7 protein-coding genes, 1 tRNA gene and 1 pseudogene are annotated in these 12,878 nt (G+C 47.5%); 7 read left to right on the forward strand and 2 right to left on the reverse strand.

Translation table 11 applies throughout. The features are described from left to right. Positions 1-90 precede the first annotated feature (90 nt). Both ACR2PX_RS25175 and ACR2PX_RS25180 read left to right on the forward strand, forming a co-directional pair. Positions 91-261 (forward strand): helix-turn-helix domain-containing protein, encoded by a 171-nt coding sequence (locus ACR2PX_RS25175; RefSeq protein ID WP_434002105.1) that lies wholly within the window; start codon positions 91-93, stop codon positions 259-261. 14 nt (positions 262-275) lie between these two features. Beyond that, positions 276-3,279 (forward strand): annotated as a pseudogene (locus tag ACR2PX_RS25180) (Tn3 family transposase); the annotation flags it as partial. A gap of 50 nt (positions 3,280-3,329) precedes the next feature. Here ACR2PX_RS25180 and ACR2PX_RS25185 read toward each other — a convergent pair. Next, entirely contained in the window at positions 3,330-4,802 is a 1,473-nt protein-coding gene (locus tag ACR2PX_RS25185; protein ID WP_434002106.1) for an efflux RND transporter permease subunit, read from the reverse strand. 11 nt (positions 4,803-4,813) lie between these two features. Then, positions 4,814-5,953, reverse strand: coding sequence for an efflux RND transporter periplasmic adaptor subunit (locus ACR2PX_RS25190; RefSeq protein ID WP_434002107.1), 1,140 nt, complete (start codon positions 5,951-5,953; stop codon positions 4,814-4,816). Positions 5,954-6,222: 269 nt separating this feature from the next. On the opposite strand from ACR2PX_RS25190, the gene ACR2PX_RS25195 reads away from it, so the two are divergent. The 5 genes from ACR2PX_RS25195 to ACR2PX_RS25215 all read left to right on the forward strand — a co-directional run. Continuing rightward, positions 6,223-6,296 (forward strand) — tRNA-Cys (locus tag ACR2PX_RS25195). 137 nt (positions 6,297-6,433) lie between these two features. Next, positions 6,434-7,495, forward strand: coding sequence for a hypothetical protein (locus ACR2PX_RS25200; RefSeq protein WP_434002108.1), 1,062 nt, complete (start codon positions 6,434-6,436; stop codon positions 7,493-7,495). 346 nt (positions 7,496-7,841) lie between these two features. Next, a complete protein-coding gene (locus tag ACR2PX_RS25205) occupies positions 7,842-9,986 on the forward strand; it encodes a type I secretion system permease/ATPase (RefSeq protein ID WP_434002109.1) in 2,145 nt (714 codons plus the stop codon). Next, the gene (locus ACR2PX_RS25210) at positions 9,986-11,311 is read left to right on the forward strand and encodes an HlyD family type I secretion periplasmic adaptor subunit (RefSeq protein WP_434002110.1); all 1,326 of its coding nucleotides are present in this window, start codon (positions 9,986-9,988) and stop codon (positions 11,309-11,311) included. The genes ACR2PX_RS25205 and ACR2PX_RS25210 overlap by 1 nt, the downstream gene beginning before the upstream one ends. Before the next feature lie 72 nt (positions 11,312-11,383). Beyond that, on the forward strand, positions 11,384-12,878 hold a 1,495-nt coding region (locus tag ACR2PX_RS25215), incomplete at its 3' end, for an Ig-like domain-containing protein (RefSeq protein WP_434002111.1).

Genomic DNA, 12,878 nt, shown 5'->3' on the forward strand with positions numbered 1-12,878 from the left:
TGCATTACCTGTAAAACTGATGTTTTTTAGAATCAGGGAAAACAGCCTGACTGCTTCTCAGGAAAATCCGGCAAAACTATACGACGAAAGGTGTTCTACCTGTGCTTTGAAATTCCTATACATCGAGGGAGAAAGAAAACCCTGTCTGCTTCAGAAATTTCTTCACTCAAGGTGAGAGTCGCAGACGGTGATAAGAAAGCCCAGATTGCTCGGGATATGGGAATCAGTCGTCAAACCTTATATCGATATCTTCGTTCATAATAAGCCAAAGCTGTATGCCAGTAGAATTTCTTACGGAAGAGCAAAAGAATCGCTATGCCCGTTTTTCAGGGGAGCCCAGCGAAGCCCAGCTTGCCAGATATTTTCATCTCGACAGTAATGATCTCGCTCTGATCAACAAGTGTCGGGGTGGGTATAACCGGTTGGGTTATGCTCTGCAACTTTCAACGGTTCGTTTCCTTGGTACTTTCCTGCCAAACCCAACTCAAGTTCCCATTGGGGCGATTCATTTTGTTGCAAAGCAGCTGGGGATTGTGGACACAAATAGTCTTGCCAAGTACATGCTTCGCAAGCCGACACGCTATGCCCATAGTGCAGAAATACAGGAGATCTACGGGTATAAAGAGTTTAACGCGCCCCCTTGGAAATTCCGGTTGAGCCGGTTGCTATACAGCCGTGCCTGGATCAGCAATGAAAGACCAAGTCTGCTATTTGACTTTGCAACCTCTTGGCTGGTGCAAAACAAGGTTCTATTGCCTGGAGTGACCACGCTGACTAGACTGGTTTCAGAGATCAGGGAGCGTGTTGAAAATCAGCTCTGGCAGAGACTGACAGCACTTCCAGATGACGGGCAAAAATCAAAACTGGAGTCATTATTACAGGTTCCCAGCGGTCACAGAGCATCCTACTTTGATCAGTACCGAAAAGGCCCTGTGTCTATTAGCGGCCCTGCATTTAATACCGCCATTCTTCGCTATCAGGGATTACGGGACCTGCATGTTGGAGGTTTGGATTTTTCCCGAATTCCACCTGTCCGGCTGAAGGGTCTGGCAAGATATGCCAGCGCAGCGACTGTCTACAAAATAGCCCGTATGCCTGAAGACAAAAGAACGGCTGTTCTGCTTGCTTTTGTCAAAGCCTATGAAGTGTTGGCACTGGATGATGCTTTGGATGTGCTCGATCTTCTGATTACTGACATTGCTGGCAAGGCAAAGAAAATAGGGCAAAAGGAGCGGCTGAGAACCCTGAAAGACCTTGACCGGTCTGCATTGACTCTCGCTTCTGTCTGTTCGTTAATTCTTGATGAGGAAACGGATAACGAGGAGTTGAGAGAAGCGATCTATTCCTTATACTCCAAAAAACTCTTGGAAAAATCCATCGAGACCATCAACAGCTTGGTTCGCCCTGCGGATGATAAATTTTATGATGAAATGGTTGACCAATATGGCAGGGTGAGACGGTTTCTCCCCCAACTTTTCAAACATGTTGCGTTTAAGTCTGCACCGGCAGGACAGCCAACACTTGAAGCCCTGAACTATCTGGTTAAACACGGAATCTCCAAAAAACAATTTCTTGAAAACCCTCCCTCGGACGTTATTTCAAACCCCTGGAAACGGCTGGTTATTGACAAAGATGAACGCATTGACAGACGAGCCTACATACTTTGCTTTCTGGACAAGCTCCAGGACAGCCTTCGTCGTCGCGATGTTTATGTCGAGAACAGTGACCGATGGGGTGACCCCAGAGCAAAGCTTCTCCAGCCAGAAGAATGGAAAACCCATAAAGCTCAGGTGTGTCGTTCCCTCGGACACTCAGCTGATTCTAAGGAAGCCATAGACAGCTTGGCAGAACAGCTGGATTCAGCCTACAAAAGAGTGGCTGCAAACTTTGATGATAACGATTCCGTCAGAGTGGATAGTTCTGGCAAGAATCCGTCTCTGACGATCACGCAACTGGATAAAGCAGAAGAACCTGAAAGCTTGCTTAAACTGAGAGAACAGGTAGCCGGTCTCTTACCAAAGGTAGACCTCACTGAGCTTTTGCTTGAAATTCATGCACATACAGGTTTTGCAGATGAGTTTTATCATGTCAGTGAAGCCAATGCCCGTGCAGAAAACCTTAACGTCAGTATCTGTGCCGTACTGCTTGCAGAAGCCTGTAATATTGGGCTGGAACCGTTCATCAAAACCAATGTACCAGCACTGACCAGGCACAGGCTCAGTTGGGTAAAACAGAATTACCTTCGAGCGGAAACGCTGACACAGGCCAATGCGAGACTGGTTGACTATCAGGCTACACTCCAGCTGGCTCAAAATTGGGGAGGTGGAGAAGTCGCCTCTGCTGACGGAATGCGTTTTGTGACTCCCATAAAAACCCTCAACGCAGGTCCGAATCGCAAATATTTCGGTTCGAATAAGGGAATAACCTGGTACAACTTTATCTCAGATCAATACTCCGGTTTTCATGGCATTGTGATACCGGGAACCCTGCGCGATTCCATGTTTGTGCTTGAGGGGCTGCTTGAACAGCAAACCGGCTTGAAGCCGATGGAAATCATGACGGACACCGCCGGAGCAAGTGACCTGGTGTTTGGTCTTTTCTGGTTGCTGGGGTATCAGTTTTCTCCCAGGCTGGCGGATGCAGGCGAATCTATATTCTGGCGTATTGATAAAGAAGCAGATTATGGAGTGTTGGATGAGCTTGCCCGAGGCTGCATCAATGCGAAGAAAATAGAGCAGCACTGGGACGATATGTTACGAATAGCAGGTTCCTTGAAGCTTGGCACTGTTCAGGCATCAGAGCTGATCCGGTCTCTCCTGAAAAGTGATCGACCATCAAGCCTGGCGCAAGCCATTATAGAAGTAGGAAAGATTAACAAAACAATCTACCTCCTGAACTATGTGGATGATGAAGATTATCGCCGTCGCATACTAAACCAGCTGAACCGTGGGGAGGCTCGCCATGCTGTCGCCAGAGCGATTTGTCATGGGCAGCGAGGAGAAATCCGTAAACGCTACAGGGAAGGTCAGGAGGATCAATTGGGAGCCTTGGGACTGGTAACAAACGCCGTCATACTTTGGAATACAATCTACATGCAGGCTTCGCTGGATCATTTGAGAAATCAGGGATACCCAGTTCGAGACGAGGATGTTGCTCACTTATCACCACTGCCGATAGGTCATGTCAATATGTTGGGGCAGTACTCCTTTACTTTGTCAGAGTTGGTTTCGAATGGCGGGCTTAGGCCATTAAATGAGACTGACGAATGACTTGAAGCCAGTAACTTCAAGGGTTGAAGAACTTATAGTAACTTTTCGTTCCATTGGGCTTCAGACCCCTAATAGGGTGGCACACATAACCGGAGAGAGAGTGAGGGCGACTACGCCCGAAACCATCACGGAACCGGCCAGAGTCAGGCCGAATTCTCGAAAAAGAGCTCCTGTGACTCCCCCCAGTAGTGCAATGGGGGTAAAAACGGATGCCAGAGTGATGGTCATAACAATGACCGGAGAAGCGATTTCGCGAGTACCAACAATACTGGCCTCAAAAGGCGGCATACCGTCTTCTATATGTCTCTGGATATTTTCTACTACCACAATGGCGTCATCCACCACCAATCCAATGGCCAGCACCATGGCCAGCAGAGTCAGCAGATTGATGGAGAAGCCAAGGTACTGCATGGCCAGGCAGACCCCGATGAGAGAAAAAGGAATGGTGATCACAGGGATGAGCATGGCCCTGATATTGGCCATGAACAGAAATATTACGATGATCACGATCAGGCTGGCTTCCAGGATGGTTTGCAGTACTTCCCGAATCGCAGATTGAATGTAGACAGACACGTCATAGGCCACACTCATTTGCAGGTCGCCAGGCAGGTTTTTCTCAATATCCGGTAGCAGGTTTCTGACGTTTTTGGCTACATCCAGGGGGTTGGCGCTGGGCGTACTGTTGATGGCCAGAACGACATTGCTGGCTCCGTTCAGACTGGCGTTAGTGGTGGATGTCATGGCCGCAAATTCCGCGTCTGCAATATCACCCAGGCGGATTAAACCTTCCGGAGTGCGGGCAATAATCAATTGTTCGAATTCTTTTGGGCTTTTCAGGTCAGTATTGATGGTGATGTCGTAAAGGTTAAACCGCCCTTTGATTTGTCCGGCAGCGGCCCGATAGTTGTTGGCTGTGAGAGCATTGTTGACTTCATCGATAGAGAGTCCGTGCTTGGCCATTTTTTCAGGGTTCAGCCAGAGCCGCATGGACAACTCCGGACCATAGGTGAGTACCGAGGAAATACCTGAAAGGGTCACCAGGCGATTCACGACATTGCGTTTTAAATAATCGGTCACCTGCGCGCGACTCATTTGCCTGCTAATAAAACTGATGTAAAGCGTGGCTGAATCTTCACCGTTAGAGCTTTCTATCTGGGGTTCTTTGGCCTCAGGCGGCAGTTGTGATTTGACACTGTTGACCTTAGCCATGATTTCGGTCAGAGCGGCGTCGGGGTTGGTGCCAGTTTTCATGACCGCTTGAATAGAGCTGGAGCCAAGACTGCTGGTTGAAAGCAGGTAATCAATATTATCGGCTTCTGCAATGGCTTGTTGCAGTGGCTGGGTCAGAAATCCCTGAATGACATCGCTTGAAGCACCGTAATAACTGGTTGATACCGTTATGGTGGTGTTGGTCATCTGCGGATATTGTCTGACCTGAAGTTTGTTTAATGCCTGAAGCCCCAGAATCAGAATGAGCAAACTGATGGACACCGCCATGACAGGGCGTTGGATAAAAACGTCGGTAAACTTCATGGTGGTACGCCTCAGTCCCTGGGTACAGGCTGGTTTTCATCGAGCAGGGATTTTTTGACCAGATAAACCGGTGTGTCATTGGCCAGTCGAACCTGGCCGGTTACTACGATTTGCTCGCCAACCTTTAAGCCTTTGCTGATCAGTGCCTGTTTGCCATTGTGGTCTGATACCACAACATCATGCTGCTCAACCTGAAGTGTTTTCTCTTTTTTCTCGATCACGTACACCATCTGACCATACAGCGTGAAATTAATGGCGGGTTGGGGAATGACAATGACATTACTCTGTTTGGGCAGTATCAGCTCTGCAGTGGCATACATGCCGGAGCGCAATAACCGGTCTGCATTGGGCACTGTCGCCTGTATTTGTATGGTGCCACTGTCCACATCCACAACCGGATTAATAGCCAGTAATGTGGCACTAAAGACTTTACCGAGGTACACGTCGGTTGTTATCTGAATGGGCATGCCCGTGGTAACTTCAGAGAGCTGGGTCTGTGGAATGGTCAGATTCATGCGCATGGCTGAACAGTCTTCCAGTGCAGTGACCGCCTCTCCGGATTGCAGGTATTGGCCCAGATAAACATTTCTAAGACCCAGAGAACCTGAAAAGGGCGCTACGATTCTGCGTCGGACGATAGTGGCTTTCAGACTTTTTATATCCGCCAGAAGGGATTCATAAGCCGACAGGGCATTGTCCAGATCCGATTGCGGAGCACTGCCTTTTTTGAACAGGATTCTGGTGCGTTCCAGAGTCTGTTTTGTTGCTGAGAGGCGAGCCACAGAAGAGGCCAGGTTGGCTTTTTCTACCGTTGAATCCAGCTCCAGGATTTCCTCTCCTTCCTCCACCCATTGGCCAGATTTGAAGTGAATCTCATTAATAATGCCTGACTCTGCTATGGACAGGGTCACCCCTTGAACCGGTTCAATAAAACCTACCGCTTTAATGGAAGGCTGCCAGGATTGAGGAGTAATGGTGTAAGCCGTCACCGGTACAGCGGGAGGTTTCTTTTCGCTAAGGTAACGGTTAGTCGTGTATTCCATATAATGACGGTACCCAATCACAGACCCGAAGATCAGGGCGGCAAGCAGGATAGCCAGCAAGTATCCCCTGGCAGGGTGGACTGCTGTTTTCTCAGGTAAAGACCCCATAGCGGGTTACAACCTTCAGGCAGATGTTGGGGGCAAGTTTAGTCAAGATGGATCTTTGTCATTGGATGATGGGAAAGTAATGCCGGTATTAAGGCAGGAAGTAGCCAGGCTCTTAGTCGTTTATGGCATTGCTCGATGGGTATTCCTTATAAAAAAGCATTGTCATTTGTCAGTTTCTCCCATAGAATAGCGCCAGCTTTCGGAAGTCATTGGTTTTAAAGGCTTTTATCTCAATAAGATCTGCTCAGATCATGAAAGCAATTCTAAAAGGCGAGTTAGCAAAGCGGTTATGCAGTGGACTGCAACTCCATTTAGACCGGTTCGACTCCGGTACTCGCCTCCATTTTCTTTTAAACAGCCTCCTATCGTCTTTCTTCTGATAAATACCCATAAAAGCTTTAGTTAGCTGGCATGATGGTTGCTTTATTTCTTGTGTTTTCTGCCGATTAGTTCAACAAGCGTTAACTATCAGGGTTCGCTATGTCTATTGGTGGCACGCCGCCTGAAGGTCCGGTTCAACCACAAAGCCGTCCTGGCCCCAAGAAATCCAGCTCTTCTGAAGGAAAGCAGAGAGGCAGAAAGCTGACGGCTCGTTCCAGCCAGAAAGAGCGATGGATGCGTGACGCTAAAACACGCAAGGATTCACGACACTTTTCCTCTTATGAAACCGAAGCGCTCGAGCCTGAAGAGGTCGACCCTCAGCTAACTTCCCTGCCGTCGGATTCAGATAAAGGCTCTAAAGCGGATAAGCGTCATGGATTACCTCATGACCCGATAAAACATCAGGACAGTAAAGATTCCGGGATAGATACCTTAACCAGCACCTCCAGCTACAGCCTTGAACTGGATGATATAGAAGAAGAGATGACAGACTCTGTGTTTCTTAGTCGGCCTGTTGAACTGAGTGATAAAAACAGGAAGTCAATTGAGGACGGGTTCAAAAATGTTGCCTCCGAACTCTATCATATTGGCATGTACGAAGTGTCTGAACTGCCTAAAGCGATGGATGCCTTCCGGGGGTATTCCTCCAGCAGCATCAGTCAAGCACTGGAAAGTGTTGATTTGGAGAGTTACTGGGCTGGAGTATGCGACAGCGCTATTGAACTGCTGGAATGGGCGGGTAAGGGTAAAATACTGACACTGCCAGAATCACTCATCCAGGCTGCCCGAAAAAAAGAGGTTCTGGATAGTGAAGCTGGAGAGGCTTTCAGTCAGGTGATCGATGCAGACGGTACCTTGAAACGTTCGTATTATAAAAATAAAGCAGTCCGTCTAAGAAAGGCGTCCAATGACTTTGTGGTGGGTGCCTATAGCCGAGAATTCAAAGGCTTTCAGAGAGCACTGACCCATTATATTTCAGACCAACCTGCCAGCATCCGATTCCATGAATACTACGATGAGCTCAGAGAGTCTTTATATGAGAATTTTGGCTTGTCTGCCCAGGCTGGTATTGTCAGTACAGTGGAAAAAGAGTGGGTTCGAAATATTCTGATGCGAAGAGCAATAGCAGAGTCGTCAATTGCCGGTACTGGACTATTGTAAAACGGCTTTAATACAACCCGTTTCTATTTCGATCGTGCTTTTCCCCTCCTTATAGAAACATCCGGTAATCTAGCATTGAGCTTCCCGTTTGATGAAAGATAAATGCACTGTACGTCTCGAATGCCCGAGCATTTCATTAATTGAACAAACAATTTAAGAAAAAAATCCAATAAATCTTTAAATTAGTGTGACAAAGATCTTTCAACTGAAATTTTAACATGTCAATATGTGAACATTGTCACACGGTATACTATCAGGGTGTAGTGACTTGGGGTTAGCTGTATACAAAGGATAAAGATATTGCAGCTCCTGCTGCAGCATTGATGTGCAGGGATTTTCTGAGCTCATGAGCCTGATTCACCGTGGTGATGTCGATCGTCAAAACGATCCTCTGATTCAGTGTCTGGAAGAAATTACGCATTACTTTCATTGTGATGTCAGTATTGAGACACTGCTTGCCGGACTTCCTTTTTCAGAACGCAATCTTTTACCCTCCGATTTTCAAAAAGCCATGAACAGGGCAGGGCTTGATTCCTCTCTGTCTGAACAATCCCTTGAGTCATTATCTGGCAGTGATCTTCCTGCGGTTTTATTAATGCTCAACGATACCGCTGTCGTTGTATACAGAGTCGATACTAAAACTCATAAAGCGGTTGTCAGTACTCCGGGTAAAGAAAGAAAAGAGATTGAACTTCAACAACTTGAAGGTGTTTATTCAGGCTATTTAATAACGGTAGATGCTCAGCCAGATAGTCATCAGGAGTCTTCTAAAGAAGGTTCAACCAGAACTTATAGCTGGTTTCGTGAAGCCATTATTCCTTATTGGGGCACCTATAGAGATGTGTTGCTTGCCAGCCTTATGGTCAATCTTTTTGCTCTGGTAAGTCCCTTATTCGTCATGAACGTCTACGACCGTGTAGTGCCCAACCAGGCTTATGAAACACTCTGGATGCTGGTGGCCGGTGTGTTAATTGCTTTCAGTTTCGACTTTGCTATTAAACTAATCCGTGCCAATGCAATCGATCAGGCTGGAAAGCAGATTGATATTCGATTGTCATCCCACCTGCTCGAAAGAATTTTGGGTCTCAAGTTAGCTGCTCGTCCTGGCGCTACTGGCAGCTTTATGAATAATCTGGCTGAATTTGACAGTATCCGACAGTTTCTGACATCGGCTACCATTCTCACGCTGATTGATCTGCCTTTTGTGCTCTTGTTTTTGGCATTGATTGCCTGGATAGCGCCTGTGCTGGTGGTTATTCCTCTGGTCTGCATGCTGCTGGCAGCCGGTATTGCCTTTTTCATTAATTCACCGCTCCAGAAAGCGATTGAAACCAGTCAGCAGGCTTCCTGTCAGAGACAATCTTTTCTTCTTGAAACGCTGTTGGGGCTTGAAACGATCAAGGCTTCTTCTGCTGAGAGTCAACATCAGTATCATTGGGAGCGTTTCAATCGAAAACTGGCCGAGCTGAATCTAAAGGTCAGAAAGCTACAACTGTATTCGAGCCAGACAGCGACCTTTATTCTGCAAGCGGGCACCATTCTGATCATCTCTACCGGGGTGTATCTGATCGGCTCTGGCTCATTGTCCATGGGTGGTTTGATTGCCGTAATGATGATTTCAGGGCGTTGTACTGCACCTGTCATTCAATCGATTGGATTGCTGAATCAGTTTCAGAGAACCCGACAGGCTCTGGATTATACCGACTCACTGATGAAACTGCCTCAGGAACGAACGCGCGACAGGCACTTCTTGGTGCCTGAAACCTGCCTGGGTAAAATTCGCTTCGATCATATCTGCTTTTCCTACCCCGATTCTCCACCGCTTCTAAAAGATATTTCTCTGGACATTCAGCCTGGTGAGCGGGTCGCCATTCTTGGCAGGATGGGAAGCGGGAAAAGCACTTTGCTGCAATTGATTATGGGGCTCTGGGAGTCTTCCGATGGCTGTATCAGTCTGGATGATGTGGATATACGTCAGATAGATCCTGCTTTTTTAAGAAATCAGATCGGCTATGTTCCCCAGACTGTCACCCTTTTCTCTGGGTCTATTCGAGACAACCTGCTGATGGGCAGGCAAGGCATTTCTGACGAAGCTTTGATTCTGGCGGTACAACAGGCCGGTTTGGGAAGCCTTCTTTCAGCCCACCCTCAGGGATTGGATTTTCTGGTAGGTGAAGCGGGTCGAAATCTGTCAGGAGGTCAGATTCAGTCCATTGGAATTGCCAGAGCCTTATTGGGTGATCCAACCGTTCTGGTTTTGGATGAACCCTCCAGTGCTATGGATAATCAATCTGAAGCTCAGCTGATTAAAACTCTTTCGGGCTTGAAAGATAAAACCATTTTGATAGTGACCCATAAGAAGTCACTGGTCACCGGAGCAGATAAAGTCATTGTTCTGGATCAGGGCAGGGTAGCGGGCATTAAAGACAGTATGGAATCCAGCCCTGTAAAAGAAGTCAAAATGGATTCACGTGATAGGGAGTTCGCCTGATGTCTGATTCGCAGCAACCTTACAGGCAACTCTATCTTGATGATTGTCGAGCCAAACTGGATGAACGGGTTAAAACCCGGGGTCGACCCGTATTGTTGCTTTGCTTACTGGCTATGGTTTTTTTTGTGGGCTGGTCTGCTATTGCCGAAATCGATGAGTTAGCAAGAGGGGATGGCAAGGTCATTCCTTCCAGCAGAGTGCAGACCATTCAGAATCTTGAAGGGGGCATTGTCTCTGAGATCAAGGTCAGGGAAGGTCAGACTGTAGAAAAAGGTCAGATTCTTCTGATTATGGATGATACCCGATTTTCTTCGAACCTCGATGAACAGAATGCCAGCTTAACGGCCCTGAAAATGAGAAAAGCGCGTTTACTGGCAGAAATAGAGGCTCAGCAATTTTTACCGCCGGACACCTTAAAAGATGAGTTTCCTGAGCTGGCTGTCTCTGAATCAGCTCTTTACCACAGTCGAAAAAAGGAGCAGGACAGTAAAACTGGCGTCTATCGGGAACAGTTAGAACAGCAACGTAAACAGCTGGAAGAAACACAAGCCAAAGAGTCGTTATTAAATCGCAGAAAATCCTTGCTGAATCAGGAGCTGGAGATGACCCGCATTCTTGAACAGGAAGGTGCGGTTTCTAAAGTCGAATTATTAAGGATTGAACGTCAGGTCAGTGATGTCAGAGGCGAAGCCATAATGGCGGTTAAGAGTCTGGACAGAATTGCAGCCATGATGCGTGAAACTCAACAGAGAATGTCGGAAGTTGAACTGAACTTCATCAATGAAGCCCGCAAGGAGTTCAATGAAATACTCTCTTCCATGAATGAACTGACTGCCAGTGGAACTGCGTTAGTCGATCGTGTTGAGAGAACCCGGGTACGTTCACCGGTCAATGGCATCGTTAAATCAATCATGCTCAATACCGAAGGGGGTGTTGTGCAGCCCGGTATGGCAATGCTGGACATTGTCCCCCTGGAAGACAGTTTAAAAGTGGAAGTTCGAATTCGTCCAGAAGACATCGGTTTTCTTCATCCTGAACAGCAGGCAACCGTGCGTTTCACTGCTTATGATTTCACGGTACACGGTGGGCTCAAGGGTAAGGTCAAGCACATCAGTGCAGACACTACCACATTGGAAAACGGTGACAGTTTCTATCTGGCACTGGTGGAAACGGAACAGAATTATCTTGGCCAGGAGTCCCATGGCAAGCCGGTGATACCGGGGATGGTGGCTACTGTTGATATTCTGACCGGTAAAAAAACACTTTTAAGTTATTTTCTGAAACCCGTGCTGCGTGCGAGGCAGCTGGCTTTCAGTGAGCGCTAAACATAGAAGACAGGAAGTCAGATGTCGTCGTCAAAACAAGAATAATGAACGTTTTTGAGAGGGAATTTCTAGATGGCTACCGCTGCAACGGAAGTAGGATCTTTACACCTGGCTCTCGGTAAAGTTACTGCCAGGGACCCACAGGGCAATGAGCGTGTTCTTTCTGCTGGTGACAGTGTTCGTTTAAATGAGCAGATTATCACTGGCTCTGACGGTGTTGCCCATATCGATATGATCGATGGCAAAGTCATTGTCCTTTACGAGGGTGATGGCCTCAGCCTGGCCGAATATCTGGAAGAGAACGGATTTCGTTTTGCCGGAGAAACGGGTCCCGAAGAAATCAGTGATATTCTTGCTGCTCTGTCTGGCAATGAGGGTGGGATATCAGAGTCATCATTTTCCGTATCTGATCTGGAAAATTTACCACCACCTGCGGCCGGAGAAGACGACAGTGGAGGCCTGGATGAAGGCGTACTGTTGGAACTCAACAGCCAGTCAACTCAGGCAGTGGCTGACTTCGACAGTTTTATTCCCCTTCAGCCTTTACAAGATACAGCTCCGCTTGATGACAATGAAGATGATCTGCCTATAACGGATGTTGAGGCTATTGCCCCTACGGGAGCCGTTCAGAATGTGATTGGCGATGAAGATACCGCCATTAGCCTGAGTCTCAGTGCAACACTGGTGGACAGTGATGGTTCAGAAATTCTGACCCTTTCTCTCACCGGTGTACCTGAAGGCTCAGTGTTGAGCGATGGAACACTCACGGTGATTGCGGATGGCAGTGCCATAGATGTTACAGAATGGGACCTGTCATCGGCATCGATTACACCGCCACTGAACTTCAATGGTTCATTGACACTGTCCTTTGTCGCCACGGCTACCGAGTTGAACGGGGGAGACCAGGCAGCCAGCTCTCAATCATTTATTGTGGCTGTAAACCCTGTAAATGATGCGCCTACCGCAGAACCGATTGGGCCGGTGTCTACCGATGAAGACTCGGCCATTCTGGCGATAGAACTGCTCCAGACGGCATCCGATGTTGATGGTGATGACCTCGATGTCAACTCTGTGACTGTTAACGTAGCCTCAGGCGTACCTCCAGAATCCGATATCACCTTTGCTATTAATGATGAAACGGGCCAGCTGTTACTGGATCCGGCGCAATTCAATTATCTGGCCGATTCAGAAAGTATCACTTTAACATTTGTTTATAACGTTAATGACGGCACTGTAGATGTAGCAAATACAGCTACGGTGACTATTGAAGGCGTAAACGACCAGCCCGTAGTGACCGATGTTACACTGGCAGAACTTTCAGAGGATACTGATCTTCTGGAAGAAAACAGTCAGGAATCGGCTAAGTTTGAAGGCTCTTTGTCTGTCACCGATGAAGACACCACCGATACTCATACCTTCAGCCTTGTTGAAGAATCAGTGACTACTGATGACAGTGAACTGGGTGTTGTTGATCCGGCTAATACGATCATCACTATCAGTGCTGATGGTACCTACAGCGTTATCAATCCAGACTTTAATGCGTTGGCTGATGGTGAAACCGTCACAG

The organism is Endozoicomonas sp., from assembly GCF_051008435.1.
GTDB lineage: Bacteria > Pseudomonadota > Gammaproteobacteria > Pseudomonadales > Endozoicomonadaceae > Endozoicomonas_A.

What these genes read in the sequence shown, in the direction of transcription:
- ACR2PX_RS25185 (WP_434002106.1), bottom strand. Translation starts at nt 4,802, where the DNA reads ATGAAGTTTACCGACGTTTTTATCCAACGCCCTGTCATGGCGGTGTCC.
- ACR2PX_RS25190 (WP_434002107.1), bottom strand. Translation starts at nt 5,953, where the DNA reads ATGGGGTCTTTACCTGAGAAAACAGCAGTCCACCCTGCCAGGGGATAC.
- ACR2PX_RS25200 (WP_434002108.1), top strand. Translation starts at nt 6,434, where the DNA reads ATGTCTATTGGTGGCACGCCGCCTGAAGGTCCGGTTCAACCACAAAGC.
- ACR2PX_RS25205 (WP_434002109.1), top strand. Translation starts at nt 7,842, where the DNA reads ATGAGCCTGATTCACCGTGGTGATGTCGATCGTCAAAACGATCCTCTG.
- ACR2PX_RS25210 (WP_434002110.1), top strand. Translation starts at nt 9,986, where the DNA reads ATGTCTGATTCGCAGCAACCTTACAGGCAACTCTATCTTGATGATTGT.